Annotated in this window: 24 protein-coding genes; 10 read left to right on the top strand and 14 right to left on the bottom strand. The window is 58.8% G+C overall.

The annotated features are described in order from the left end of the window. Positions 1–38: 38 nt before the first annotated feature. Both RRU01S_RS02495 and RRU01S_RS02500 read left to right on the top strand, forming a co-directional pair. Complete coding sequence (locus tag RRU01S_RS02495; RefSeq protein WP_045228769.1) at positions 39–815, top strand: AraC family transcriptional regulator; 777 nt, start codon at positions 39–41, stop codon at positions 813–815. Between the two features lie 74 nt (positions 816–889). Further along, positions 890–1,261: a cupin domain-containing protein gene (locus RRU01S_RS02500; protein WP_045228648.1), complete on the top strand. Its 372-nt coding sequence runs from the start codon at positions 890–892 to the stop codon at positions 1,259–1,261. A 9-nt stretch (positions 1,262–1,270) separates the two neighbouring features. Here RRU01S_RS02500 and RRU01S_RS02505 read toward each other — a convergent pair whose 3' ends face one another. Then, entirely contained in the window at positions 1,271–2,236 is a 966-nt protein-coding gene (locus RRU01S_RS02505) for a metallophosphoesterase family protein (protein WP_045228770.1), read from the bottom strand. A 195-nt stretch (positions 2,237–2,431) separates the two neighbouring features. Here RRU01S_RS02505 and RRU01S_RS02510 point away from each other — a divergent pair, with 195 nt between their 5' ends. Beyond that, entirely contained in the window at positions 2,432–2,863 is a 432-nt protein-coding gene (locus tag RRU01S_RS02510; RefSeq protein WP_045228649.1) for an NUDIX domain-containing protein, read from the top strand. Between the two features lies 1 nt (position 2,864). Here RRU01S_RS02510 and RRU01S_RS02515 read toward each other — a convergent pair whose 3' ends face one another. Further along, entirely contained in the window at positions 2,865–3,857 is a 993-nt protein-coding gene (locus RRU01S_RS02515; RefSeq protein WP_045228650.1) for a glutathione S-transferase family protein, read from the bottom strand. Positions 3,858–4,149: 292 nt separating this feature from the next. Between RRU01S_RS02515 and RRU01S_RS02520 the strand changes: the two genes are divergently transcribed. Beyond that, positions 4,150–4,713: a GNAT family N-acetyltransferase gene (locus tag RRU01S_RS02520; RefSeq protein ID WP_045228651.1), complete on the top strand. Its 564-nt coding sequence runs from the start codon at positions 4,150–4,152 to the stop codon at positions 4,711–4,713. 90 nt (positions 4,714–4,803) lie between these two features. Here RRU01S_RS02520 and RRU01S_RS02525 read toward each other — a convergent pair whose 3' ends face one another. From RRU01S_RS02525 to RRU01S_RS02550, 6 genes are read right to left on the bottom strand one after another with little or no spacing between them, the layout of a single operon-like run. Beyond that, complete coding sequence (locus RRU01S_RS02525; RefSeq protein WP_045228652.1) at positions 4,804–5,661, bottom strand: MBL fold metallo-hydrolase; 858 nt, start codon at positions 5,659–5,661, stop codon at positions 4,804–4,806. A 24-nt stretch (positions 5,662–5,685) separates the two neighbouring features. Continuing rightward, on the bottom strand, positions 5,686–6,105 hold the full coding sequence (locus tag RRU01S_RS02530; protein WP_045228653.1) for a GNAT family N-acetyltransferase: 420 nt from the start codon (positions 6,103–6,105) through the stop codon (positions 5,686–5,688). Continuing rightward, on the bottom strand, positions 6,105–8,186 hold the full coding sequence (locus tag RRU01S_RS02535; protein ID WP_045228654.1) for a membrane protein: 2,082 nt from the start codon (positions 8,184–8,186) through the stop codon (positions 6,105–6,107). The genes RRU01S_RS02530 and RRU01S_RS02535 overlap by 1 nt, the downstream gene beginning before the upstream one ends. Position 8,187: 1 nt before the next feature. After that, on the bottom strand, positions 8,188–11,001 hold the full coding sequence (locus tag RRU01S_RS02540; protein ID WP_045228655.1) for a DUF4159 domain-containing protein: 2,814 nt from the start codon (positions 10,999–11,001) through the stop codon (positions 8,188–8,190). Beyond that, positions 10,998–11,918: a DUF58 domain-containing protein gene (locus tag RRU01S_RS02545; RefSeq protein ID WP_045228771.1), complete on the bottom strand. Its 921-nt coding sequence runs from the start codon at positions 11,916–11,918 to the stop codon at positions 10,998–11,000. The genes RRU01S_RS02540 and RRU01S_RS02545 overlap by 4 nt, the downstream gene beginning before the upstream one ends. 32 nt (positions 11,919–11,950) lie before the next feature. Continuing rightward, positions 11,951–12,961, bottom strand: coding sequence for an AAA family ATPase (locus RRU01S_RS02550; protein WP_045228656.1), 1,011 nt, complete (start codon positions 12,959–12,961; stop codon positions 11,951–11,953). Between the two features lie 178 nt (positions 12,962–13,139). Here RRU01S_RS02550 and RRU01S_RS02555 point away from each other — a divergent pair, with 178 nt between their 5' ends. The 3 genes from RRU01S_RS02555 to RRU01S_RS02565 all read left to right on the top strand — a co-directional run bounded on the left by RRU01S_RS02555 (position 13,140) and on the right by RRU01S_RS02565 (position 15,826). After that, the gene (locus RRU01S_RS02555; protein ID WP_045228657.1) at positions 13,140–13,763 is read left to right on the top strand and encodes a DUF1285 domain-containing protein; all 624 of its coding nucleotides are present in this window, start codon (positions 13,140–13,142) and stop codon (positions 13,761–13,763) included. A gap of 168 nt (positions 13,764–13,931) precedes the next feature. Then, positions 13,932–14,567, top strand: coding sequence for a CoA pyrophosphatase (locus RRU01S_RS02560; protein WP_045228772.1), 636 nt, complete (start codon positions 13,932–13,934; stop codon positions 14,565–14,567). Then, the gene (locus RRU01S_RS02565; RefSeq protein ID WP_045228658.1) at positions 14,564–15,826 is read left to right on the top strand and encodes a CCA tRNA nucleotidyltransferase; all 1,263 of its coding nucleotides are present in this window, start codon (positions 14,564–14,566) and stop codon (positions 15,824–15,826) included. The genes RRU01S_RS02560 and RRU01S_RS02565 overlap by 4 nt, the downstream gene beginning before the upstream one ends. A gap of 212 nt (positions 15,827–16,038) precedes the next feature. Here the strand turns inward: RRU01S_RS02565 and RRU01S_RS02570 are convergent, their stop codons facing one another. Then, positions 16,039–16,305 (bottom strand): hypothetical protein, encoded by a 267-nt coding sequence (locus RRU01S_RS02570; RefSeq protein ID WP_045228659.1) that lies wholly within the window; start codon positions 16,303–16,305, stop codon positions 16,039–16,041. 122 nt (positions 16,306–16,427) lie between these two features. Next, entirely contained in the window at positions 16,428–17,339 is a 912-nt protein-coding gene (gene hemF, locus RRU01S_RS02575) for an oxygen-dependent coproporphyrinogen oxidase (RefSeq protein WP_045228660.1), read from the bottom strand. Positions 17,340–17,463: 124 nt separating this feature from the next. Here hemF and RRU01S_RS02580 point away from each other — a divergent pair, with 124 nt between their 5' ends. Then, positions 17,464–17,739: a hypothetical protein gene (locus RRU01S_RS02580; RefSeq protein ID WP_045228661.1), complete on the top strand. Its 276-nt coding sequence runs from the start codon at positions 17,464–17,466 to the stop codon at positions 17,737–17,739. A 2-nt stretch (positions 17,740–17,741) separates the two neighbouring features. On the opposite strand, the gene RRU01S_RS02585 is transcribed toward RRU01S_RS02580, so the two are convergent. The 3 genes from RRU01S_RS02585 to RRU01S_RS26030 all read right to left on the bottom strand — a co-directional run bounded on the left by RRU01S_RS02585 (position 17,742) and on the right by RRU01S_RS26030 (position 20,379). Further along, positions 17,742–19,394, bottom strand: coding sequence for a Na/Pi cotransporter family protein (locus RRU01S_RS02585; RefSeq protein WP_045228662.1), 1,653 nt, complete (start codon positions 19,392–19,394; stop codon positions 17,742–17,744). A 189-nt stretch (positions 19,395–19,583) separates the two neighbouring features. After that, positions 19,584–20,045, bottom strand: coding sequence for a tRNA (cytidine(34)-2'-O)-methyltransferase (locus RRU01S_RS02590; RefSeq protein ID WP_045228663.1), 462 nt, complete (start codon positions 20,043–20,045; stop codon positions 19,584–19,586). Positions 20,046–20,193: 148 nt separating this feature from the next. Then, a complete protein-coding gene (locus RRU01S_RS26030) occupies positions 20,194–20,379 on the bottom strand; it encodes a hypothetical protein (RefSeq protein WP_131367748.1) in 186 nt (61 codons plus the stop codon). Between the two features lie 76 nt (positions 20,380–20,455). On the opposite strand from RRU01S_RS26030, the gene RRU01S_RS02595 reads away from it, so the two are divergent. Together RRU01S_RS02595 and RRU01S_RS02600 are read left to right on the top strand one after the other, a co-directional pair. Next, complete coding sequence (locus RRU01S_RS02595; RefSeq protein WP_045228664.1) at positions 20,456–22,312, top strand: ABC transporter ATP-binding protein; 1,857 nt, start codon at positions 20,456–20,458, stop codon at positions 22,310–22,312. 196 nt (positions 22,313–22,508) lie between these two features. Next, entirely contained in the window at positions 22,509–24,383 is a 1,875-nt protein-coding gene (locus tag RRU01S_RS02600; RefSeq protein ID WP_045228665.1) for an ABC transporter ATP-binding protein, read from the top strand. Here RRU01S_RS02600 and RRU01S_RS02605 read toward each other — a convergent pair. Then, on the bottom strand, positions 24,380–25,315 hold the full coding sequence (locus tag RRU01S_RS02605) for an endonuclease/exonuclease/phosphatase family protein (protein ID WP_045228666.1): 936 nt from the start codon (positions 25,313–25,315) through the stop codon (positions 24,380–24,382). The genes RRU01S_RS02600 and RRU01S_RS02605 overlap by 4 nt on opposite strands. Positions 25,316–25,465: the final 150 nt, after the last annotated feature.

Here is a 25,465-nt window from a genome sequence, read left to right on the forward strand (position 1 = left end):
ACCCCGTCGCATCGGGGTGGATCAATCTCGCGTCGGGAATGAAAGGCTGCGAACGGATCGAGGCGTTTTTCTCAGGTCCAGCCTATCAACCGCATCGACACGATACTTATGCCATAGGGCGTACGAGATCCGGCGTGCAGCGATTTCAATATCGTGGCGAGGGCAGCGCCGGGCTTCCCGGCACTGTGATGGTGCTTTACCCGGACGAATTGCATGACGGGCAGGCAGGCACGGAAGATGGTTTCCATTACCAGATGATCTATCTGGACCCGCTTCTTGTGCAGAATGCGCTGGGGCATGGTCATTCGCTGCCATTTATAGCCGGTGGGGTCACGAGCCATCCGCAGTTGCTGAATGCGATTGACAGGATTTTCGCTCATATGAGCGAACCCCTGGAGACACTGCAATATGATGATGCCGTCTATGATATTTCCGTCGCATTGAAAGCTGCGGCCCCGACAACCAACCGCCGTGCCCTGTCGGCGCCTGATTATCGAGCCACAGACACCGCCCGCGATTATCTTCTCCATTCCAACGACCAACTGATTTCCCTTGAGCAACTGGAGATGTTGACCGGTCAGGATCGATGGAAGCTGTCGCGCGATTTCAGACGTGTGTTTGGCACCAGCCCTTACCGATACCTCATCCTGCGGCGTCTGGACCAGGCCAAGGCGCGGATCACGGCGGGGCAACCGCTTGTTCAGGTGGCGCTTGATACAGGCTTTGCCGACCAAGCCCATTTGACCCGGCATTTTCGCGGGGCCTTCGGCATGACGCCCGCGCAGTGGCGCAAGATGACATTGAAAACGCGTTGAGCTGCACGATCCTTCAATATTCCAGATGGCGGAGCGCCTAACCTGCTTTCATTGAAAAATGGAGCAATCAGGCAATGGACACAGACTATCAGGCGGTCAACTTTTCAGACAAACTCTCTGAGATCACGGAGTTCTGGCAACCGCGCGTCATCTCGGAGATGAATGATTATCAATTCAAGATCGTTCGTATCAAGGGTGATTTCATCTGGCACGACCATCCCGAAACTGACGAGACCTTCATTGTCCTCAAAGGTCGCCTACGGATCGACTTTCGCGATGGTGCCGTATCGATCGGCGCTGGCGAAATGTTCGTTGTTCCCAAGGGCGTCGAACACAAACCCTATGCGGAAAAAGAGGTCCACCTGCTGTTGATAGAGCCGCGCGGCGTGCTCAACACCGGCCATGCCGGCGGAGACCGCACAGCTGAGAATGATCAATGGATTTGATCGCGTTGCTTATTCGTCGTCGCCTTGCTCCACCGGATTGCTGAAGCCCAGCGGTCTGCCGTTGGTGTAAAACACCCTCACGTCTTCGAGCTCTATACCTGTGGCCTTTTCGTTAAGACCGTAGCGTTCGCAGGTCACGTTCCAGGTGCCGGGGCTGCCGTCTATGCGGAAGAGATTGTACCCGGCGCGGGGTTTTTCGCCGCCGGGGCCTTGCGAGGCGGAGGCGATGCCGACGACGGGGGTGTGGTCACGCCCGCGATGGGTGTTCAGCCAGTAGACGGTGTTAAGATGGGTGTGGCCGTGAAGCACGAGTTCCGCGCCGCCAGTGCCGATGGCGGCTGCGAAGCGGCGGATACCGATCATGCGTTTGTGGGTGGAGGCAGCACCGCGAATGGGTGGGTGGTGGATCATCACCACGCGGAAAAGACCCATTTCGCCCGCCTTTTTCAGCAGTTCGGCAGTGGCGCGGGCTTGTCTGCGGCCAAAATAGCCGGTGGCGGAAAAGGGTGGGGTGGCGATGGAGGTCGAGCAGCCGATCATGGCCACAGGTCCGCGTACCCGCATATAGGGGAAAATCTTGCGGTCTTCGTCCCAGTTTTCCTTGTCGCCATCGCCGCGCACGAAGGGGTACCAAGCGGCCATGGCCTTGTCGTGTGCGCCAGGGACATAGGCATCGTGGTTGCCGGGAACGACAGAGACCTTCAGCGGATCGCCCACCTCTTCCAGCCAGTCGGCGGCGGCGCGGATTTCGATGCCCGTTGCCAGATTGACCAGATCGCCGGTAATCGCGATATGATCAGGCGCCTTGCTTTCCATGTCGTCCACCACCTTTTCCAGCGTATCGCTGAAAAGATGCTTGCGGCGGTTGAGGCGCCAGTTCACAAAGCCAAGAATGCGCTTGGATGCGAGCTCCCGAAAGGTGAGCTTGGGCAGCGGGCCGAGATGGATATCGGAGATGTGGGCAAGTTTGAACATGCGTTCAGACATAATCTATCCATGTTGGAGCGTACAATGCGAAACCTCGATTTTTCAAAGGGATAAGCGCTGAACGCCAAAGTGTGAAGCAGTATCTGGTTTATTGGGTACCAGTTGACGGAGAGTTGAGACGTGAGTGAAAGCCTTGGGCGGGGTGAAGGGTTCCGGCGGTTTCTTCGGAATATTGCCAAACGCATGCTTCACGCGTTCTTCTTTCTCAGCCGTGGGATGACGATGGGGGTTCGTGGCGCGTGTTTCGATGCCGAGGGCAGGGTGTTTTTGGTGCGGCATACCTATATTTCAGGCTGGCATATGCCGGGAGGTGGTGTGGAGCGCGGCGAAACCGGGTTACAGGCGCTGCACAAAGAAATCCGCGAGGAGGGCAACCTTGTTGCCACTTCCACGCCGCAGCTTTTTCATGTCTATTTCAACAACCGTACCAGCAACCGTGACCATGTGCTGTTTTACCGGCTTGAGGTGACGCAAACCGCCCCAAAGGTGCCTGACCGCGAAATCAGCGACAGCGGGTTTTTCCGACTTGATACTCTGCCTGATGGCACGACGCCCGCCACCCGCAGACGGCTTGCCGAGTTGGCGGGTGACGTGCAGCCGGATGATTATTGGTAGTTCAACCCAAACGGTCCCGATCATGGGCTCTGTCCAGATCGAGCTCAGGACCTATGGGCACGATGCCTGTCGGGTTGATGGTCTTGTGGCTGCGGTAATAATGCTCCTTGATGTGGCGCATATCCACGGTCTCGGGAGCGCCTGATGTCTGGTAGAGATCGCGCAGATATCCCGTCAAGTTGGGGTAATCATGGATGCGGCGGATGTTGCATTTGAAGTGGCCGACATAGACTGGGTCGAACCGGACCAGCGTGGTGAACAACCGCCAATCTGCCTCGGTCTGCTGCGAGCCTAGCAGGAAACGCTTATCGGCCAAGCGCTTTTCCAGCATGTCCAGCGTCTCGAAAATCTTGGTGGCGCTTTCTTCATAGGCTTCCTGGGTGGTGGCAAAGCCTGCCTTGTAGACGCCGTTGTTGACGGTGTCGTAGATCAGATCGTTGAGGGGGTCGATCTCTGCACGCAGGGCTTCCGGGTAATAATCGCTTGTCGATCCCGTCAGGCCGTTAAAGGCGCTGTTGAACATGCGGATGATATCAGCCGATTCATTCGAGACGATGGTGTTCTGCTGTTTGTCCCACAGAACAGGCACGGTCACGCGCCCGGAATAGTTCGGGTCTGCCTTCGTGTAGACCTTCCACATGGCGGACGCGCCGAAGAGATGATCTTCGGTTGCGCCGGGTGTGCGTTCTTTTGCTGGTTTGAACTCCCAGCCATTTTCCAGCATCCGCGGATCGACCACCGAAACGGAAATGAAGTCTTGGAGCTTCTTAAGCTTGCGGAAGATCAGCGTGCGGTGTGCCCAGGGGCAGGCGAGCGATACATAGAGGTGATAGCGGTCCTTCTCAGCCTTGAAGCCGCCCTTGCCGGAGGGGCCGGGCGCGCCATCTGATGTCAGCCAGTTGCGAAACTGCGACGCGCTGCGTTTGAAGTGGCCCTTGGTTTCCTTCGTGTCGTACCAGACGTCGTTCCAGACACCTTCAACCAGCATACCCATCGCGCGCTCTCCTTCATGTTGTTGCATGCACTGTAAGGCATGGCTTTGCGGGAAGTGAACCCCTGGGGACGTGAACAGTGCGTTCGTATCACACTCACACCATTGAATGGCTGAGGGTTGTATTTGTTCTGGACGCGTCGGAATTTTCCTGATATCCGCGTTTATCACAATTCTGAGGGAATTCTTCTTTATGACCGCAACACGGATGCTCCGACGACGCTGACGCTTCGAACGCCTTAACCGGCGCAGCCGTCACATCGTCCTATCCGTATTTTAACGTTCCGGTCCCTTCATGTCCAAGCACGAACTGGTCTACCTCACCGAAGACGCGTCTCACGACGCCGTTATCGAACTCATCAATGCAGAAGCTTTTGGCCCCGGTCGGCACACCCGCGCCGCAGCCCGCATCCGCGAGCAGGGCCCGCACGACCGCTCGATTTCCTATATCTGCGCAGACGATGGTGAGACAATTGCCTCGGTCCGCATGACACCGGTTCTGGCTGGCGGCGTGAAGGGGCACATGCTCGGCCCTCTCGCCGTGCGGCCTTCGCACAAGAACATGGGCATTGGCCGCGAACTGGTGCGCATCGCCATTGCCGCCGCCAGACGCAAGGGCTCCGAAGGCGTCATCCTCATCGGCGATCCGCCGTACTACATGCCGCTGGGTTTCGAGAAGGTGGCATATGCGGCACTGGATTTTCCCGGCCCTGTCGATATGAACCGCGTGCTTGTCGTGCCGTTGGCGGCTGACACGCATCAGCGGTTGAAGGGGAGCATCGGCTGGCGGAACTGTAACGAATCCATCGCATTTCTCGATGAAGAAGCTGCTGTGGAGCCTCTTCGCGCCACTGCATGATAGCCTGAAACTCAGCTCTTTGCGTCGATACTAGCAATTTGAGAGTACGTTCAGACGCGGCGGCGCTTACACACGCCGCCGCGTTCTTCGCTATTTCTTATAGGCGTCGAAGCGATATTGATCGCCGTTGCGGCTGATATTGCCAACGCCTGGGAAGGGCAGGTGTGCCGCCGCGATAAGATAGCCCTCGTCGGCGGCCTGTTGGAAAGCAGCAGCGCGCGTGGTTGCAGCTGTTGGCTGATCGTAATCGAAATCGATCGTCACTGCCGTATTGTCAAACTGCACGCGGTTGCCATGGACGATATCGCCAATGAACACGATCGTTTCACCGTTGTTATCAAACCGGATGGCAAGGTGGCCCGGCGTGTGGCCAGCGCGCAAAGTTGCGCTGAAACCGGGTAGAATATCACCATTGTCCTCGAACAGTTCGACGCGATTTTCCGTTTCATAGGGATCAATCGTGTCGTGCGCGCGGGCGATCTGACCCTTGACCTTATCCGTTGCATGAGGTGCGTCGGCAGCGCCATCCGTCAGCCAGAAGGCGGCTTCCGTCTTGCCAATATGCAGCGTGGCATTCTTGAAAACGGCCTTGCCGTCCGCGATCAAACCGCCGGTGTGATCGGCATGAATATGGGTGAGAATAACGTCATCGATGTCATCTGGTGACACGCCCAAAGTTTCCAGCGCTGCTCTCAGTTTGCCAAGTGCCGGCCCATAGAGCGCGCCGGAACCGGCATCGATCATGATTTTCTTGTCGTCTGTTTCCACCAGAAATGCATTGACTGACAGCTCAGCCGGCGCGTCCGGAAATTTTTCAGGCGTGGGCTGGTCGGAGCCCAGGCGGTAGAGGCTGCCAATGGGTGCCGTGAGGATGCCGTCGGACAATGCGGTGATGCGGGCCTTGCCCAGCGAGAACGTGAAAGGTTCAAAAGAACTGCTGTCGGTCATGGAGAGTTTTCCGTAAGCTATTATTTATAAGAGTGATTTTTTGAGATAGGTCAGAGTATTCGCGTTGCCGAAATCCTCGATTTGGCCGAAAACCACATAGCCGCATTTTTGATAAAGGCGCAAAGCGTCTGTATTCATCGTGTCGATATAGGCACCTCGGCACCCTCTTTTAAGGGCTTCTTCTTCAGCAAGATCGAGAAGTTTTGGTCCAAGACCTTTGCCCCTCATCTCTTCCGGAATGAAGAGGAGCGACGTGTAAAGCCAGCCGCGCGCCGTGTGGCCGCTCAGCCCGCCGATGATGTTATCATCGTCATCACGCAACGATATGACGAGTCCCCGCCAATCGCTTGGGCCGAACCGTTTGGCATTATAGGCTTTCAGCCCAGCGAGAATGGCCGCTTCGCTTTCCTTGTCGGAATCACTGATAGCAATATGCGGTTCCATCAGCGCCCTTCACGCCACCAAAGCGCGGAGAAGGCAAGCAGAAGGGCGGCAAGGCCTGCGAAACCGGCGAAGAGCGGCAATGTGTTGACGCCTTTCAGCACTGTTTCATCCGTCAGGCGGATGAGCATGCGGTCATTATCCGCCACCCGCACATCGCCGCGTACGGGCAGGATGTCCGGCAGCACGACGCGATCATTGTCGTTCACGACACGGTGGATGCTGCCCTTCGTCGCATCGACCAGTGGCTGCAAGGGTTGCGTGGTCGAGATCATCGCCTTGAATTCCGGTGCATCGACAGCCCCGACATGCACCAGCGTGGTGAAATCACCGTTGGTGATTTCGTAGAGCCCGGTTTCGTCCATGCGGCGCTCGATCTTGTAGAGACCGGGTTCTGTCTGCGTGAACGCCATCGTCTCGGTCTTGCCGGTGGGGAATTTGACCGTGGCATCGCCGGGATTGTCGCCGATTGTCTGGCGGGTGATTTCCAGCGTGCGGCCATTGGCGCGGGCCGTCAGCGCTTCTTCCTCAAGCTCGGGCTCCTTCATCAGCCAATGGGCGATGCGGCGGTAGAGACCAACATGCGGGCCACCACCTTCGAAGCCGCGTGCCCACAGCCAGCCCTGATCGGAGAGCAGCATGGCAACGCGGCCTTCGCCCTGACGGTTCAGCACCAGCAGCGGGTCCTGACCGTCGCCGAGCATCACGGTCTGGCCCTGCGGTTGCTCGACACCAACGGTGCGGAACCAGCGGCCCCATTGTGGAGGCTCTTCGGCGGAGCCTTCCAGACCACGTGTGACGGGGTGCTTTTTGCCCGCTTCGGACAGGCGTGGATAAAAAGCTGCCTGATGCATTTCGCCGGTCGGCTGTGCTGGTAGCACCGAGGCGAGTGGCGTCATGGCAATGGAATCCTGCCCCGCATGTTCGGGGCCGGCGGCAATCAACAGCGCGCCGCCCTTTTCGACATATTGGGCGATGTAATCATAGTAAAGGATCGGTAGCACGCCGCGGTGCTGGTAGCGGTCGAAGATGATGAGGTCGAAGTCCTCGATCTTCTCGACAAACAGCTCACGCGTCGGGAAAGCGATCAGCGATAACTCGTTGATCGGCGTGCCATCCTGCTTTTCCGGCGGACGCAGAATGGTGAAGTGGACAAGATCGACGGAGGTGTCGGATTTCAACAGGTTGCGCCATGCGCGCTCGCCGGCATGCGGTTCACCGGACACCAGGAGCACACGCAGATTCTGGCGGATACCTTCGATGACGTGGACGGCGCGGTTGTTGCTGGTGGTGACTTCGCCCGGCAGTTCCGCCACGGAAAATTCCATGACGTTGTTACCGCCGCGCGGGACCTTAAAACTGAAGGGCAGGGGCTGGCCGGGCGTCGCTTCCAGCGTGGCGATTTCCTCGCCATTCATCTTCACGGTCACTTCCGCCTGGCCGCCCTGTGCGCGACCGTCATCGAAGACTCGCAGCGTCAGTTCCTGTTGCTCGTTGACGATACCGAAGCGCGGCGCGCGCACCACTTCGATGCGCCGGTCGAACTCATCTGCCCGTCCGGTGATCAGGCCGTGAATGGGCGCTTTGAAGCCCAGCGTCTGATCGATATTGGGCGTGACGTTCGGAATGTCGTGGATCTGGCCATCGCTGAGGAGGATCGCGCCGCCGACGCGGGATGGCGAAACGTCCGAGACCGCAGCGGCTAGCGCCGAGAACAGGTTGGTCGCCGGGGCATCGCTGTTGGGATCGTTCTTGACATCCACAAAGCGCGGTTCGATCCGCGGGAAGCGAGCGAGACGTTCTTTTAGCGCGGCCAGCGCCTGCTCCGTTTGTTCAGGGCGTTGCTGTACGTCCTGGCTTTGGGAGCGGTCAACGATGACGGGCACGATGGTCGAAAGCGGGTCTCGCTCCTCATTGGTCAGAAGCGGATTAGAAATCGCAAGCAACAGTGCGGCAAGCGCCAGCCCGCGCAGCCATGCGCCGCGCACCCCGCGCCATAGGCCGATGATGGCCAGCACGAAGGCCGCGATTGCCATGATGGCGATGACGATCCATGGCAGGAACGGAGCGAAGGTGAGTGTCATATCATTGCCCCAACCGCTGGAGGATATCGGGCACATGCACCTGATCGGCCTTGTAGTTGCCGGTCAGCATATACATCATGATGTTGACGCCGGAGCGGAACGCATGTTCGCGCTGCACCTCGTCCGGCGGTACGGTGGGCAGCACCGGCGCACCATTGGCATCGACGGCCCATGCACCGGCAAAATCATTGCTGGTGATGATGATGGGCGACACGCCATCACCCGATGACGAGATGCCCGATGTGGTCTTTGCCGCATCCTGCCGCGATTCCACCCAGAGCGGACTGCCGGAGTAGCGACCGGGGAAATTGTTCAGCAGGTAGAAGGAGCGCGTCAGCACATGGTCTTTCGGCACGGGTTCCAGCGGCGGGATATCGACATTGGCGAGGATTTCCTGAAGGCGCTGGCCATTGGCGCTGGTGTTGCCGCCGCCATCGAGTGACGAAAACTGGTCGCGTGTGTCGAACAACACGGTGCCGCCCGCGCGCATATAGGCATCGATCCGCGAGATCGCGGCGGTGGAAGGCATGGGCGCGGTGGCTGAAATCGGCCAATATATGATGGGGTAGAAGGACAGCTCGTCGCTGGAAATATCGAGCCCCACCGGTGCGCCCGGTTCCAGCGTCGTGCGCCATGTCATGAACTCGGTCAGTCCCTGCAAGCCCTGTTCGGAAATGCGGTCGACATCGTCTTCGCCGGTGCGGACATAGGCCAGATGCGTTGTGTCCAGCCGCTCGAAGATCGCCTCGTCACCGGGTTTCGGGTCGTCGGCGCGGGCCGTGTCAGGCGCAAAGATCGTCAGGCCAGCTGCAAATGTCAGCAGAATGGCCGCAGCCGACGAGCGGGCGCGGGGCAGGCGAGAAAAGACGCCGTTCATGAAGAGAACGATGAGGCTGTCGGCAAACAGCATCAGCAAGGCTGCGATGAACAGGGAGGGGCGCAACGATCTGGCGGCTTCGCCGACAAGGCCTTCCCGCGTGGTTGCGGTTTCAGTGAGTGCGGTGTCGATGGGACGCAGCGTTGCATTCGGCGGAAGCAGGTTGAGCGCGACGAAACCGGATTCCGTGCCATAGAGGCCGGGAGGGTTGTCGAAGCTGGCAGCGGGTGCCTGGCCGGGCTTTACGTCCAGCGGGCGGGCAGTGCCGATTTCAGGCGAGAGCGCGCCGGTTGCGGTCAGCAAACGATAGGGTGGCAGCGCCGCAGCAGGGGCATTGGCGGATGCCGAGGAGCCGCCGACCTGTGACAATTGAACGATACGGCGCAGCATTTCCACAAAATGGCCTGAGATTGGCAAGTCCGACCAACTGGCTTCGGCGCTGACATGGAACAGGACGATGCGGCCCGCATCGACATTGCGTGTGGTCACCAGCGGCGTGCCATCGGCAAGGCTTGCCCATGTGCGTTCCGACAGATCGGGCGTCGGTTCGGCCAGAACCTGTCGGTTGATGTGAACACCGTCTGCGTTCGGCATGCCAGCAAAGGGGCCGAAATTCGGGAAATCGGCAAGCGGCTGCGGTTCTGCCCAGGACAGGGCGCCGCCGAGCGCGCGCTCACCCTGCCGTAATGTCACCGGCACCAGCGGATCGTCCGCCGGGGCTGCTGCAAGGCGTGGACCGGCAAAGCGGATCAGGGTGCCACCCCGCGACAGCCAGCGCTGGATGGGTGCATAGGTTTCCTGCGGCAGGCGACCGATGTCGGCCATGACGATGACGGATGGATTGGATTGCAGCAACTCTGGAATGGCGACGGCAAGGTCCGCCTGCCGCTGCGGCACCAGATCGACATAGGGCTGGAGCGCGCGGCTGATATAGAACAGCGGCTGAAGCAGAGGCTGGAAATCATTGCCGGTCTCACCAGCCAGAAGAGCGACGCGGCGACGGCGAAAACCATCATCCAGCAGATGCACCGAGCCCGCCGTTGATAGCCGGTCGATGGACAAGCGTGCGAAATCGTTGCGCAGTTCGAAGGGCGCGCTGAGAACGGCAGTGGTTTCGGCTGCACCGGGTGCGAAGGTGGCACTGTCGCTGGCGAGAACCCGGCCCTGACTATCCTGCGCGCTGACAGTGAGGGTCGATGGCCCGCTGGTTTCAAGGCGCGAAAGAGCAACTGTCATGGTTTCTGCACCGTTTTCCGCACCTGTTATCGCCGTGACAGCCTGTCCATCACCTTCGACGACACGGAATTCGGCTGCCTGCATGGTGGCAAGGCTGCTGAGTGCGGCGCGGTCTTCAGGCGTGGCGACGCCATCCGTGACATAAGCTAGGGTGCCGGGATTGGTGCCGTTCATGGCCTCGATAACGGCTTCTGCGGCGCGCACGCGGTTGGGCACCAGTGGCTGTGGCTTGGCGGCAGCGAGCTTTTCTAGTGCTGCGGCCGTCGTGCCCGGTTCGGCGTCGTGGTCACGGTCTGCGGTGAAAGCAATCGATACTGGGCGTTCAGCCCGTTCGGCATCGCCGATCAGAGCCTCTGCCGTGCGCACGCGGCGCTCCCAGTCTGGGGCGGAGGCCCAGCCATTGTCGATGATGAGCACAAGCGGTCCATCGCCCGCCAGCGTGTTGTTGCGCGGGTTGATGACCGGATCGGCCAACGCGAGAATGACCGCCGCGGCCAGCAACATGCGCAGCAAGGTCAGCCACCACGGGCTTTTCGAGGGTGTTTCCTCGCGTTTCAGCACCGTTGCCAGAATCCGCAGCGGCGGGAAGATTTCCGCCTTCGGACGCGGTGGCGTCAGCCGCAACAGCCACCAGATGGCGGGCAGGGCGAGAAGACCGAGCAGGATGTAGGGACTGGTGAAAACGAAGGGCAGGGCGCTCATGTGCGGCCTCCGTTCGCACCGCCAGCCGGGGTGCCGGAGAGATACATATGCATGGCGACCAGCGCTTCGGATGCCAGATGATCCGTGCGGTGAAAGACGAAATTCCAGCCGAGGCGACGAAGCGACGAGGACATTGCCTCACGCCGTGCTAAATAGGCACGGGTATAATCGTCACGAATGGTTTCTGCCCGACCGGCGGTCAGTTTTTCGCCGGTCTCGGGGTCAGAGAACTCGGTGCGACCGCTATAGGGAAACACTTCTTCGGCAGGGTCGGCGATCTCAACCACGTGGCCGCGCAGGCCACGGCGGGCAAGCGGCGATAGGCGCTCCATCACGGTCGTAGCATCGTCCAGAAAATCACCGATCAGCACCAGATCGCTGGAACCACGAATCATTGCCGTATCCGGCAGGCCGGTGGTTGCGGGCGCATGCATGATGGCCGTTGCCAGCCTTTCCGCCGAGTTGCGCGCAGAAATCGGCTCCATGATGCCGGGGCAGCCGATGCGCTCGCCGGAGCGGGCCAGGATTTCAGCGAGTGCGAGCATCAGCACCAAGGCGCGGCTCTCCTTGGAGACAGAGCCCAAGGTGGACTTGAACATCATGGAAGGCGACAGATCGGCCCAGAGCCAGATCGTGTGGGCGGCTTCCCATTCCTGATCTCGGATATAGGTATGATCGTCGCGCGCGGACCGGCGCCAATCGATGCGCGACAGGCTTTCGCCATCGGCATAGGGCCTGAACTGCCAGAAGTTTTCGCCGATGCCCCGCTTGCGGCGACCATGCCAGCCTGCCGTCACGGTGTTGGCAATGCGCTTTGCCTCGACCATGCAATCGGGCACCAGAGCGGCGCGCTGGCGCGCACGGGCCAGCACGTCACTGCCGGGCGTCTGCTCTACGATCTGGCCGATGGATGCCACATGCACTCCTTAACGTATTGGACGGCGGACGGTCAGTTCTTGGCCTGTTCCACAAGGGCGGCGATGACATCGCGAACGGACATGCCTTCCGCACGGGCCGCAAATGTCAGCGCCATGCGGTGTTCGAGAACCGGTTCGGCAAGCGCGAAGATATCGTCCAGCGATGGCGCGAGACGGCCTTCGTAAAGCGCGCGGGCACGGGCCGTCAGCATCAGCGATTGACCGGCACGCGGGCCAGGTCCCCAGGCGACGTTCTTGTCCGTCAAGGCATTGCCATGGCCGGGGCGCGCGGAGCGCACAAGCGCCAGAATGGCATCCACTACCTTATCGCTGACAGGCATCTGGCGGATGAGCGTCTGGATTTCGATGAGACGATCGCCCTCGATCATGCGGCGGGCCTCAACGGAGGCTGTTCCGGTGGTGTCGAGCAGGATCTGGCGTTCGGCGGCAAGATCGGGATAGCCAACATCGACCTGCAGCAAAAAGCGGTCGAGCTGTGCTTCCGGTAGCGGATAGGTGCCTTCCTGCTCCAGCGGGTTCTGGGTGGCCAGAACGTGGAACGGTTTTGGCAGATCGAAGCGCTGACCAGCGACGGTGATGTGATATTCCTGCATGGCCTGCAACAGGGCCGACTGCGTGCGCGGGCTGGCGCGGTTGATTTCGTCGGCCATCAGCAACTGACCGAAGATCGGGCCCTTGATGAAGCGGAAGGAGCGGCGACCGCTTTCGTCCTGATCCATGACTTCGGAACCGAGAATGTCTGACGGCATAAGGTCCGGCGTGAACTGGATGCGGTTTGCGTCGAGCCCCAGAACCGTGCCGAGCGTGGTTACCAGCTTGGTCTTGGCAAGACCGGGAACGCCGACCAGCAGTGCATGGCCGCCGGAAAGGATAGCGAGAAGTGTATTCTCAACCACGGTCTCCTGCCCGAAAATGACCTTGGAGACTTCGCTCCTGATGGCCGCAATATCGGACAGCGCTTTTTCGGCAGCAGCGATGATCGCTTTTTCGTCGAGGGTTTCGCTGGTGTTCATCATGCCCATATCGCTCTCCTCAAAACCAAAGCCGCTGTCACGTCTTAACAAACCTACTACCGCTTACAGGACGGATTTCGTGCTGCCTATAGCTTATTGTCATCCTGCCCGCTGACAAGCAGCCTTGGAATGACTATCTCGTTACTCATGCCGATACTCTCAATAATGGACAAAGCAGGGCTCGAATATGGCGGTTGAGACGATAAATTCCGCACCGGATGCCGCAGGGCTTGCAGCCCTGATTTCGCGCGCTGCCGACCAGACGGGCGAAAAGGTGCGCGGTCCTGCACCCGTCGAACGCTGGAACCCTGAGTTCTGTGGCGATCTGGATATGGAAATCCGCGCCGATGGCACATGGTTCTACATGGGAACGCCGATTGGCCGCGCGCCGCTGGTGCGGCTGTTTTCCACTGTTTTGCGCAAGGATGAAGACGGCAGGACCTATCTCGTAACACCTGTGGAAAAGGTCGGCATCCGCGTGGTCGATGCGCCGTTTATCGCGGTGGAGATGAATGTGGGCGAAAAAGATGGTGCGCCGCTGCTCACCTTCCGTACCAATGTGGGCGATGTGGTGGAAGTGGGGCCTGAGCATTCACTACGCTTCGAAATCAGTGGTGAAAACAGCGAGTTGAAGCCCTACCTTCTCGTGCGCGGTCGGCTGGAGGCTCTGGTGTCGCGCGCCGTCATGTATGATCTGGTAGAACTGGGCGAAGTGGTTGAAATCGAAGGCAAAGAGATGTTTGCCGTGCGATCTGGCGGGCAGGTGTTTGCCATCATGCCAGCAGCTGAATTAAGTGAATTGTCGAAATGATATTATCCGCCTGGCAGACCTTTCAATGTTCCTCATTCCTGTGCTTATCACAGGAATCCAGTTGCTGCGCGTCTGCGCAGCGTGGAGAGGCTTTCAGCCCAGGACTGGGCTGGCTAGATTCCTGTGACGAGCACAGGAATGAGGACCATTCCGGTGGTTTTGCCTACCATGGATGATCTCTCATTTTTCTCAGCCGCCAATTTCCGGCATCGTGTTCTTTCGGAAGGTGAGGGCGTGGCCGAGCGGGAGGACGGTGACAATGGCGATCATGTTCTCAACCCGGGTATACGATTAGCGGGTGAGGGTATTCGACTGAAGGATGCCGCGGTGCTGGTGCCGGTGGTGGATTATGGCGATGAAGCACGGGTCATTTTCACCCAGCGCACGGCGACACTTCGCAAGCATTCCGGCCAGATTTCCTTTCCCGGTGGCGGCATAGACAAGGAAGATCGCTCACCGGAAGATGCTGCTCTTCGCGAAACGGAAGAGGAAATCGGCGTGTCGCGCTCCTTTGTCGAGACCGTCGGGCGGTTGCCGGATTATATTTCCGGCACGGGTTTTCGCATCAAGCCGGTGCTGTCAGTGGTCAAGCCGGGCTTTGATCTGACCCTCAACCCGACAGAAGTGGACGAGGTTTTCGAGGTGCCGCTTTCGTTTCTGATGAACCCTGACAATCACAAGCGCGGCAGCCGCATCTTTCAGGGGAGGGAGCGGTTTTTCTACGAAATGCCCTATGGCGAACGCTATATCTGGGGCATTACGGCGGGCATCGTGCGCAGCATCTACGAAAGGTTTTATTCATGAGCAACATTGCCGGGCAGGACTGGTTTTCCAAACCGTCGCTACAGCGGATACTGGCGCTTTTGAATGCCGATGGTGGCGAAGCGCGGATCGTGGGTGGAGCCGTGCGCAATGCTTTAATGGGCATGCCTGTGGGCGACATCGACATCGCCACGACGTTGCCGCCACAGGACGTGGTCGAGCGCGCCAAACAAGCTGGAATCAAGGCCGTCCCGACCGGTTTCGAGCACGGCACCGTAACGCTGGTGCTGGATGGTGAAGGCTTCGAAGTCACCACCTTGCGCCAAGACGTGGAGACGAATGGTCGCCACGCGCAGGTGGTTTTCGGCACGGACTGGCAGGAAGATGCGGAGCGCCGTGACCTGACGATCAATGCGCTTTACGCGGATGCCTCGGGTGAGGTGATCGACCTCATTGGCGGTTTGCCTGATATCGAAAAGCGCAACGTCCGCTTCATTGGCGATGCCGATACCCGCATCGCCGAGGATTATCTGCGCGTTCTGCGCTTCTTCCGCTTTTTTGCCCATTACGGGTTTGGTCGCCCGGATGCCGATGGTCTGCGGGCCAGCGCGCGCGCCAAGGACAAGCTCTCCACGCTGTCGGCTGAGCGCGTCTGGAGCGAAATGAAAAAGCTGCTGTCTGCAACAGACCCTTCACGGGCGCTGTTGTGGATGCGGCAATCCGGCGTACTGGCGCAGGTGCTGCCGGAGACCGAGAAGTGGGGCATCGATGCCATCCACGGTCTCGTGGCAGCCGAACAGGCCCTTGGATGGGAGCCGGACGCGTTGATGCGTCTTGCCTCGATTGTGCCGCCTGACGAAGAGCGCGTTGCTGCAATGACGGCACGGCTTCGTATGTCGAATGCAGAAGCCAAATGTCTTAAGCAATGGGCTTCTGCGCCCGTGATTGATCCTGCTATAACCGACGCAGCCTTTGACCGACTGCTTTACCGGCAGGGCGTCGAAGGCGTGATTTTGCGTCTGAAGCTATCGTTGGCGGCTGCGCGAGCGGATGTCTCTGCCGGTGAAGTGGCTATGCAGAAGATCGCGAGATTTTCGACGCTCTTAGACCGCGCGCAGAAATTTGAGCGTCCGAGTTTCCCTTTGACAGGCGCGGACGTTTTGGCAGCTGGTGTTTCGCCTGGGCCGAAAGTGGGAGAGATTTTGAGCGAGCTTGAAGAAAAGTGGATCGAATTCAACTTCTCACTCGACCGGGCAGCACTTACCGCCCGGCTTGAAACCGTCATTAGCAATCACGCCTGATAAGCCTTCTCATCCGGAATGCGGATATTGATGTTTTCGTAAATGACCGTTTTGCAATGTGATCTGCGCGCGCGGGGCATTCACAACAGGGCATCAGCGTTTTCACAGTCAAGCAGTTTGATGATATGCTTCCCTATATGAAGGGTTGAGCCGAACCTCTCGATTGAAAGGTTCTGCCCTTCTCCTCAACAATGGATGCGGGAGATGTTTCGTCAGACTGTCTCTGGCAGCGCCCAGCAGTGGAACACGGATGATGTCGCGGCGGCCGGTGTTCGGGTCAGTTTGACCCTGTCGTCATTGGCGGCGGCCTCATTGGCAAGCTTGCGCTTGACCTGTTCGGCATAAAAGGAAAGTGGAAGTTCCCTGTCGCCGACGGCCCGCATTTCGGATGCCAGGCGGTTGATCAGTTCGGGGGTGGGCAAGGCCTGAGATTGGTTTCTGCCGAGGTCAGAAATGGGCATGCTGTTCGAAGTAATCATGATGATATCTCCTCCAGTCCATCTACAACTTGGAGGCTATCACCGTGTCTGTGTTTTCATAAGAGCTAATTTTCTAAATCCGGCCCGAAACCGTTAACAAATGTGAAATTTTTCGTGATCTCTTAGGGCCAGCGTACCACAGGCGGAAGCGATGATAGAATCGAGTCCACATTGCCGCCCGTCTTCAGACCGAAAATCGTGCCTCGGTCGTAAAGAAGGTTGAACTCCACATAGCGGCCACGGCGAATCAGCTGCTCGTCGCGGTCCTCTTCCGTCCAGGGCTGGTTGAAATTGCCCCGCACGATTTTCGGATAGGCTAGGTTGAAAGCACGCCCCACATCCTGCACGAAAGCGAAATTGGCGTTCCAGTCGCCTTTCTCCTCATCCGGATGCAGCCAGTCAAAGAAGATGCCGCCGATGCCGCGCGGTTCATTGCGGTGTTTGAGATGGAAATACTCGTCGCACCATTGCTTGTAGCGCGGGTAATCCGCCACGGCGTGCCTGTTGCAGGTGATTTCGAAGACGCGGTGGAAGATGAGGCTGTCATTGTCGTCCTGCGTGCGGCGTCGGTCGAGAACCGGCGTTAGATCGGCTCCGCCTCCGAACCAGTGGCTGGAGGTGACGACCATACGGGTGTTCATGTGCACGGCTGGAACGTTCGGATTGACGGGGTGCGCGATCAGCGAAATGCCGGAGGCCCAGAAGCGCGGGTCTTCTTCCGCACCGGGTATCTGTCCGCGAAACTCCGGCGAGAATTCACCATGGACAGTGGAGGTGTGGACGCCGACTTTTTCGAAGACACGGCCCTCCATCATCGACATCTTGCCGCCACCGCCTTCGCCATTGTCGCGCTGCCATTCTTTCTGAACGAAACGGCCTGGCTCCTGATCGGCCAGCGGGCCTTCCAGCTCATCCTCGATGGTTTCGAAGGAGGCGACGATGGTATCGCGAAGGCTTTCGAACCATGCCTTGGCCAGCGCCTTCTTGTCCTCGATGTCGTCGGGCAAGCCTTTCGGCAAAACGGGCCGTTCCATATCCGATGTCCTTCAAGTCGAATCGTTGAGTCCAGCCCGGTTTATCAGCCACGCGGCATAGACACAAATTCGACTCGCCAAGCGCCGGGTCTCACACTATCTTTTGAAAAGAGAGGTGAGTGTCATGACGAAATTTACCGGACCGCCACCCCTGGCTGGCCTCAAACGCAGGCTCGACGCCCACCGGCAGGACGAGGCCGCTGGCGGACGCAAAAACAACAAGCAGGGCATGTTCGTGCGCCAGACCTTCTGTCTGACGCGGGGCGAGGCGCGTGCCAAAGCCAAGGAATGGTTCGACGAGTTTCCCAAGGCGGCCTACTGGACCGAAGTGGAAAGCTGGCGAACGCTTGAAGGCGACCGCATAGAGTTCACCATGCGCCGCCTGCCATCTGCCGACTGATGTTACGACCGGTTGTCTGCGGCGCGCAGGCGGCTTTCTCCCAGTACGCCACCCTGATCGAGAATAGGGTGGGCGACGGAGACGATGAGGGCGTTGATGCGCTTGAGGTCACGCAACATATCCAGATGTAGCGAGCTGGTTTGCAGGCTCTGCATCAGGCCATCCCGCAGCCGTTCCAGATGGCGGCCTGATGATTGCTTTTCCAGCCGCCTGATATCGATCTTGATTTCCATCAGACGGCGGGCGAGGTCGAAATCACCTGTTACGAAAATGCTCTGTGCAGCGCGCAGGTTTTCGATGGTCATATCGAACAGCGTTTTCAGTTCGTCATATCCCTCATCGGAAAATTTGAAGCCGTTGACGATCTTCTTGCGGATTTGTTCGGCCAGCCCTTTTTCAACGATATCACCGATATGCTCGAGGTTGATGGCGTAATCGATGATGGTGATGGAGCGGCGGGCATCGTGCTCGTCCAGTCCTTTGCGACCCAGCTGGGAGAGGTAAATCTTCACATCCTGCTGGCGCGTATCGACCTTCTTTTCGAGCGCTATGATTTCGGCAAGCGGGGCGAGATCATTGTGCTTGAAGGCATTTTCGGCACGGATCAGCATCCGCTCGATGGTGTCACCGACCACGAGAACTTCGCGCGTAGCATTGGCGAGCGCCACAACGGGAGTGTCGAGCGCATCGGCATCGAGAAAATGCGGACCTTCATCTGTCTGCGGGTCATCCGGCACCATCTTTGCCATCATGTCCGAGATCAGACCGGAGAAGGGCCATGCGATGGTGGCGAGCGCCAGATTGAAGATCAGATGCGCATCCACCGGCAGCATGGCCTGCGCCAGCGGAAGTTTCTGGAGCAACTCCGCCCCATAACCCGCCAACGGCAGGGCGATGGCGCAGCCTGCGGCCCGCACCACGAGATTGCCGATGGTGATGCGGCGCGCCGATGCCGGTGCAGACAGCGTGGCAACGACGGGCGGGATCGCACCGCCGAGGTTTGCGCCCAGAATGAGGACGATGATGAGCCCGGTGGACAGGATGTCGGCGGATGCAAGCGACAGAATGAGGACCACGACGGCAAGGCTGGAGGATGAAACGAAGGCCAAAGCCGCCGACAGCAGAAGTGCGACGGGCCACGCATCATCCAGCATGCCGATGAAGGCACCCAGCGCGGGGGAATCACGCATCGGTTCGGTCGCCGCGCTCAGCAGATGGAGTGACAACAGCATCAGGCCAACGCCGACCAATGCGGTGCCGCTGCCCTGACGCGCGCTGGAGGCGCCTTTGCGTACGATCAGACCTGTCAGGATCAGCATCGGAGACAGCCAGGCCACGCCGGTCGCAAAAATCCAGGCGGTGACGGCGGTGCCGATATTGGCGCCCAGCAGCACGACTTGCGCCATGCGCGGGCGGATGAGGTCACGCTCGGCGAAGGACGCCACCGTTAGTGCGGTGGCGGTCGAACTTTGCAGGGCGATGGTGGCGAGGAAGCCTGACAGCAGCGAACGCAGCGCGCTTTTGGTGCCCGTCGCCAACACTGTTCTGAGCTTGACGCCGAAAGCGCGGGTCACGCCGTCTTTCACTTGCGCGAGGCCGAACAACAGCAGGGCGACAGCGCCCAACAGATTGACGATAATGATGGTGGATTGCATGCTTGGTCGCCCTCCTTCCGTCAGTATTCTTATTGTGAACGCATGGCCTTGCCCGAAACCGATGGCGCGTTCGGACGACGGTATGCGCAAAACGTTTCGGAAGGCGGAATCTTTAGTTGGCTAATAAACATAGGCCCGAAATACGCCACCGTACAGGGCTGATTACGACATTTTGAAGTGAAATGGCGCTTACGCCCACGCCGTCTGGCGCAAGGCTTCTCCTGATATCATCGCCGCCGACATGGCGACATTGATGGAGCGCTGGCCTTCGACCATGGGAATGATCAGTCGTTCGTCGGCCTTGTCGTGCACATGGTCCGGCACGCCAGCACTTTCGCGTCCGAACAGCAGGATATCGTCGGGGCGATAGGCAATATCGACATAGGGCAGGGCGGCTTTGGTGGAGGCCAGCAGCAGGCGTCTGCCGGTCGTGGCGCGCCATTCCTCGAAGTGCTCCCAGTTGACGTGGCGGGTGAGCGATGCGCTGGAAATATAGTCCATGCCTGCGCGTTTCAGGTTGCGGTCTGAGATGTCGAAGCCCGCCGGTTCGATGATATCGACGCTCAGGCCCAGACACGCCGCTAACCGCAATATGGTGCCAGTATTGCCGGGAATGTCCGGTTGATAGAGAGCAATCCTGAGGTCGGGCATGTGTCTTCTCTTTCGCGTGGCAGTGTGCCCGGACTTATCACGACGGGGAATGTAGAAACAAGCAAGCCGCACAACCGGCGTTGTTGTCACGCAGACACACGCGCGTGTTACGGCCAGTTTTGCTACTTTCGAGACGGTTTGGTGCTGGTCAATGCATATTTTTTGAGCTACAAGGGCGCATCTTCAACACCAGCCACGGAGGTTCAGATGAATAAGATTGTTCAATATCGCCTCTCGGCCATTGTATCGCCTTTACAGGCTTAGGTGTTTCCAGCGGTTTATCCGCATTTCCTGCTTCAAGTATCGTCATGTGGCTGTTGCGGCCATATTCCATTTTCTTCCCGTGCTGGCTCTGGGAGCTTTTTTGCTCCGCGCCGTTTTTTCGGGATATTTCTGTCCGGAGCTAGGCCATGTTCGGCTGGTTTGAAAAACGTCTCGATCCCTTTCCCGGAGCCACGCCCGTCGTGCCGCCCAACCGGCTGTTGCCGTTCATGTGGCATTACGTCAAACCCGCCGCGCCCTGGCTGCTTCTTCTGGGCCTGATGTCCATGGGCATCGCGGTGGCGGAAGTAATGCTCTATCAGTTCCTCGGAAACATCGTGGACTGGCTGGCAACGGCCAACCGCGAAACCTTCCTTCAGGACGAGGGCTGGCATCTCGCTGTCATGGGTGGCCTCGTGCTGGTGGCCCTGCCGTTGATGGGCACCATCCACACTATGACGATGCACCAGACGCTGGCGGGAAACTTCGGCATGATTGCCCGTTGGCACATGCACCGCTTTCTGCTGCGCCATTCCATGACCTTCTTCGCCAATGAGTTCGCAGGCCGTGTTTCGACCAAGGTCATGCAGACGGCGCTGTCCATTCGCGAAGTGGCGCTAAAGGTCATCGACGTTTTCGTCTATGCCATCAGCTTCGTTGGTTCGATGCTGTTCATGGTGGCGGCTGCAGACTGGCGCTTGGCTTTGCCACTTCTCTTCTGGCTGTGCGCCTATATCTCGATACTGACCTATTTTGTGCCGAAACTCGGTCGCCTCGCCAGCGAGCAGGCCGATGCGCGGTCTCTCATGACGGGCCGCATCGTGGACAGCTACACCAACATCGCCACCATCAAGCTGTTTTCCCATGCGGGTCGTGAGGAAATCTATGCGCGTGAAGGAATGAGCGTGTTTCTGGACACCGTCCACCGGCAGATGCGCCGCATCTCCGCCTTCAACATCAGCATCGATATCAACAATGCGCTGGTGATGTTTTCGACTGCTACGCTCGGCCTTTATTTCTGGATGATGGGCTCGGTCTCGGTCGGTTCCGTGGCGGTTGCCATCGGCCTCTCCATGCGTGTCAACGGCATGTCGCAATGGATCATGTGGGAAGTCACGTCGCTGTTTGAAAATATCGGCACGGTCTACGATGGTATGAGCATGATGTCCAAGCCGCACGATATCGTCGATGCTGCGAACGCACCCGGACTTTCGGCGCACAAAGGCGAAATCCGCTTCGAGGACATCCGTTTCCACTACGGCAAGAACAAGGGCGTCATCGAAGGCCTCTCGCTCGATATCAAGCCCGGTGAAAAGGTAGGCCTCGTCGGTCGTTCCGGTGCTGGCAAGACGACGCTGATGAACCTGTTGCTGCGCTTCTACGATCTGGAATCGGGCAAAATCCTCATCGACGGGCAGGATATTTCCACGGTTTCGCAGGATAGCTTGCGGTCGCTGATCGGCGTCGTCACGCAGGATACGTCGCTGCTGCACCGGACCATTCGCGAAAACATCGCCTATGGCCATCCGGGCGCATCCGACGAGGAGATTATCGCAGCGGCCAAGCGCGCCAATGCGTGGGACTTCATCGAAACGCTTGTCGACATGCACGGCCGCCAGGGGCTGGATGCGCAGGTGGGCGAACGCGGCGTCAAGCTTTCCGGCGGCCAGCGCCAGCGCATCGCCATCGCCCGTGTCTTCCTGAAAAACGCGCCGATCCTCATTCTCGACGAGGCGACCTCGGCGCTGGATTCGGAGGTGGAAGCCGCCATTCAGGAGAACCTGTTTGCGCTTATGGAAGGCAAAACCGTCATCGCCATCGCCCACCGTCTCTCGACGCTGACGGAAATGGACCGCCTGATCATTCTCGATAAGGGCAAGATCGTCGAGGCTGGCACGCATGGGGAGTTGGTGGAACACGGCGGTATCTACGCCGATCTGTGGCTGCGCCAGTCCGGTGGATTCATTGCGGAGGAAGAACCGGATATGAAGGTGGCGGGGGAGTAGGACCCCCGCCGTCATGCCGGCCTTGAGCCGGTATCCAGCAGCGCCGCGTCGGCGGCGCAAGAGAGTCTTCTGACCTGACGGACGTCAGGTCACTGGACCCCGGCCAAGGCCGGGGTGACGGAAGTCGAGGGATGATTACCAAAATATAATCTCCCCACAGCTTTGCCCGTGGCCGAATTCCACCTATACAAAATCAATGATCATCACCCGTATTTTTGGCTATTTCGAAAACTGGATCAAGCCCTTCGCCCGCAAGGACGATCTGCGTCCGCCCGAAGATACCTTTGCTTTTATCTGGTTTTATCTCAGGCAAGCCAAAACGCCGTTCTTTGCCATGCTGGTTCTGGGTGGGCTGACGGCGGCTATCGAGGCGGCGTTGTTCTGGTTTGTCGGGCGGCTGGTGGATATTTTGTCCACTGTCAAGCCGGGTGCGGGATGGACAGGGCTGATTGCCGATCATGGCTATGAGCTGATCGGCATGCTGGTTCTGATTGCGGTTGTACGCTTCGTCGTCACCATGGTCACGGCGCTGGTGGATCAACAGATCATCACGCCCGGCTTTTATAATCTCGTGCGTTGGCAATCCTATATGCATGTGGCGCGCCAATCGCTGAGCTTTTTCCAAAATGATTTTTCCGGTCGCATCGTGACCAAAGTCTGGTCCGGCGGGCAGGCAGCGGGCGACCTCGTCACATCGCTGATGGAAAGCGTCTGGTTCGTCGGTATTTACTCTGTGTCGATGCTGTTTTTGATTGGCGGGCTGGATTGGCGTCTGGCCGTGGTGGTGGTGGTCTGGGTCGGTATCTTCTCGATGCTGGCGCGCTATTTCGTGCCGCGCATTCGCAGGCATTCGCGCGAAACGGCGGAGGCCGCATCCATGCTGTCTGGCCGCATGGTGGATGCCTACGGCAATATCCAGACGCTGCGGCTGTTTGGCCGTGACGACGCAAACGACCGCTACATGCGTGATGGTTTCGATATCTTCCAGTCGAAGACCATGATGTTCACGCGTTTCATCACCGGCGTAAGAGCCTCCATGGCGCTGCTGTCCGGCATCATGATCACGTCGATGGCAGCGCTCTGTATCGATCTGTGGCTGTCGGGTCGCATCAGTTCCGGTGCAGTCGCGTTTACGCTGGCGCTTGTGCTGCGTCTCAACTTCCTGCTGGGCCGGTTGATGACGCAGTTCAACGGGATCATGCGCAATTTCGGCACCGTACAAAATGCCGCCGAGTTGATTTCTCAGCCGATCGATTTGGTGGACGTGCCGGGTGCACCGGCATTGGTCGTATCCAAACCCGGTATTCGCTATGACAATGTCAGTTTTCATTACGGACGCAGCAAGGGCGTTATCGACAACCTGAACCTCGATATCGCGCCTGGCGAAAAGGTAGGTATCGTGGGCCGTTCAGGGGCGGGCAAGTCCACACTCGTCAATCTGCTGCTGCGTTTCTACGACGTCGAGAAGGGGCGCATTCTGATCGACGGGCAGGATATCGCCAAGGTCAGTCAGGAAACGTTGCGCGCGCATATCGGTATGGTCACGCAGGACACCTCACTGCTGCACCGCTCCATTCGCGATAACATCATGTTCGGGCGCATGGATGCCGATGAGGAGCAGTTGCTGGCGGCTATCCGACGCGCCAAGGCTGATGACTTCATCGAACGTCTGGAAGACCAGCGAGGCCGCAAGGGGCTGGACGCGCATGTCGGCGAGCGGGGGGTGAAACTGTCCGGCGGTCAGCGCCAGCGCATTGCGATCGCCAGAGTCATGCTGAAGGACGCGCCGATTCTGGTGCTGGACGAAGCGACATCGGCGCTTGATTCCGAGGTCGAAGCGGCCATTCAGAGTAATCTGGATGAGTTGATGCGCGGCAAGACCGTGCTGGCCATTGCCCACCGCCTTTCCACGATTGCTGCGCTGGACCGGTTGATCATCATGGATGCCGGGCGCATCGTAGAGCAGGGCACCCATACGCAGCTGGTTGAAAGCGGCGGGCTTTATTCCGAGCTATGGACGCGTCAGTCCGGCGGGTTTCTCTCGCCAGACGAGGCGGCGGCGTCTGTTTAAGGCGAAACGATCGCGAAATCGGCTATCAGCCCATAATGGTTGGAGCCGAGATTGTCCGGCAGGCGCTCCAGTTTCATCAAGGTTGCCGGTTTCCGGGCGAATATATGATCGATGGCGATGCCGAATTGCCCGGCTTCGATGGGCCATGTGGCAGGTTCCCACGGCGCTTTCTTCAGATCGGTTGACAGCAGAAAATCCTCCATATCCGGTGCGATGCTGGCGGAATTGAAGTCACCGCCGAGGATGAGCGGTCCTGTGATGGAGGAGATCGCAGAGCGGATGCGGTTCAACTCGTTGCGGTGATACTCATCGAAATAGGGTTTTGCCAGATGGGCCGCGGCAAGCGTGAGCTTGATGCCGTCGAGGTCAACTGTTGCCATGCCGAAGCGCTCCCGGCTGACATAACTCAATGTGCCGATGCGGGCATTCTCAAGCGGACGTTTCGACAGTATCAGCAGATCGCAGGACTGCGTGCCTTGCCCGCAGCCAATCCGGTACGGGTAGGTTTGGCTGAGACGAGGCAAAACGCTCGTCAGTGCTGCGGCTTCCATCACGTAAGCGACATCGGCATTCGATGCCGTAATCATATCGGCAATTGATTCGGCATTCGCCGCGTTTTCCATCAACACGTTGAAGGATAAAAGCCTGAAGGCTTTCGCACCTTCTGGTGCATAGGCTTGCGTCACGAATTCCTGGTGCATGTACAGCGCATGGGCGCTCAGCATGAACGCCCATGCCAAGAGCACGATGAAGATGCGGGAGCGCAGAACGAGGAGGCACAATGTTGCGCCGACAGCCGCCAGAACCGCGATGTGAAGCTGGAAACTGTTGACGAAGGCGAGCAGCCAGAAATCCACGAGATAACGGATACTTATCACGCTCAGCGCAAGTGTGATCGCAGACGCGGCAATGCAGGTGAGCCTAGCTTTCACATCAAAACCTCGTTTACGGGCTCTCCCTGATTCTGATTATCATGCGGCAATTGCCCGCACAATGTTGCAGGATGGACAGCAGCATTGGAAAAGCGGAGAAAAATGGACAGCGAAGGCAGAATTACGGCAGCTTTGTGTGCTTTCCTCTTG

Source organism: Agrobacterium rubi TR3 = NBRC 13261 (genome assembly GCF_000739935.1).
In the GTDB taxonomy this organism is placed as follows: domain Bacteria; phylum Pseudomonadota; class Alphaproteobacteria; order Rhizobiales; family Rhizobiaceae; genus Agrobacterium; species Agrobacterium rubi.

Excerpts from the sequence above, each read along its gene's own strand:
- RRU01S_RS02550 (WP_045228656.1), bottom strand. The coding sequence starts at position 12,961 with ATGGGCATGATGAACACCAGCGAAACCCTCGACGAAAAAGCGATCATC.
- hemF (WP_045228660.1), bottom strand. The coding sequence starts at position 17,339 with ATGGAACGGCCCGTTTTGCCGAAAGGCTTGCCCGACGACATCGAGGAC.
- RRU01S_RS02500 (WP_045228648.1), top strand. The coding sequence starts at position 890 with ATGGACACAGACTATCAGGCGGTCAACTTTTCAGACAAACTCTCTGAG.
- RRU01S_RS02565 (WP_045228658.1), top strand. The coding sequence starts at position 14,564 with ATGAGCAACATTGCCGGGCAGGACTGGTTTTCCAAACCGTCGCTACAG.
- RRU01S_RS02580 (WP_045228661.1), top strand. The coding sequence starts at position 17,464 with ATGACGAAATTTACCGGACCGCCACCCCTGGCTGGCCTCAAACGCAGG.
- RRU01S_RS02535 (WP_045228654.1), bottom strand. The coding sequence starts at position 8,186 with ATGACACTCACCTTCGCTCCGTTCCTGCCATGGATCGTCATCGCCATC.
- RRU01S_RS26030 (WP_131367748.1), bottom strand. The coding sequence starts at position 20,379 with ATGGAATATGGCCGCAACAGCCACATGACGATACTTGAAGCAGGAAAT.
- RRU01S_RS02570 (WP_045228659.1), bottom strand. The coding sequence starts at position 16,305 with ATGATTACTTCGAACAGCATGCCCATTTCTGACCTCGGCAGAAACCAA.
- RRU01S_RS02560 (WP_045228772.1), top strand. The coding sequence starts at position 13,932 with ATGGATGATCTCTCATTTTTCTCAGCCGCCAATTTCCGGCATCGTGTT.
- RRU01S_RS02495 (WP_045228769.1), top strand. The coding sequence starts at position 39 with ATGAAAGGCTGCGAACGGATCGAGGCGTTTTTCTCAGGTCCAGCCTAT.
- RRU01S_RS02530 (WP_045228653.1), bottom strand. The coding sequence starts at position 6,105 with ATGGAACCGCATATTGCTATCAGTGATTCCGACAAGGAAAGCGAAGCG.
- RRU01S_RS02555 (WP_045228657.1), top strand. The coding sequence starts at position 13,140 with ATGGCGGTTGAGACGATAAATTCCGCACCGGATGCCGCAGGGCTTGCA.
- RRU01S_RS02590 (WP_045228663.1), bottom strand. The coding sequence starts at position 20,045 with ATGCCCGACCTCAGGATTGCTCTCTATCAACCGGACATTCCCGGCAAT.
- RRU01S_RS02585 (WP_045228662.1), bottom strand. The coding sequence starts at position 19,394 with ATGCAATCCACCATCATTATCGTCAATCTGTTGGGCGCTGTCGCCCTG.
- RRU01S_RS02510 (WP_045228649.1), top strand. The coding sequence starts at position 2,432 with ATGCTTCACGCGTTCTTCTTTCTCAGCCGTGGGATGACGATGGGGGTT.
- RRU01S_RS02525 (WP_045228652.1), bottom strand. The coding sequence starts at position 5,661 with ATGACCGACAGCAGTTCTTTTGAACCTTTCACGTTCTCGCTGGGCAAG.
- RRU01S_RS02505 (WP_045228770.1), bottom strand. The coding sequence starts at position 2,236 with ATGTTCAAACTTGCCCACATCTCCGATATCCATCTCGGCCCGCTGCCC.
- RRU01S_RS02520 (WP_045228651.1), top strand. The coding sequence starts at position 4,150 with ATGTCCAAGCACGAACTGGTCTACCTCACCGAAGACGCGTCTCACGAC.
- RRU01S_RS02515 (WP_045228650.1), bottom strand. The coding sequence starts at position 3,857 with ATGGGTATGCTGGTTGAAGGTGTCTGGAACGACGTCTGGTACGACACG.
- RRU01S_RS02595 (WP_045228664.1), top strand. The coding sequence starts at position 20,456 with ATGTTCGGCTGGTTTGAAAAACGTCTCGATCCCTTTCCCGGAGCCACG.
- RRU01S_RS02600 (WP_045228665.1), top strand. The coding sequence starts at position 22,509 with ATGATCATCACCCGTATTTTTGGCTATTTCGAAAACTGGATCAAGCCC.
- RRU01S_RS02540 (WP_045228655.1), bottom strand. The coding sequence starts at position 11,001 with ATGAGCGCCCTGCCCTTCGTTTTCACCAGTCCCTACATCCTGCTCGGT.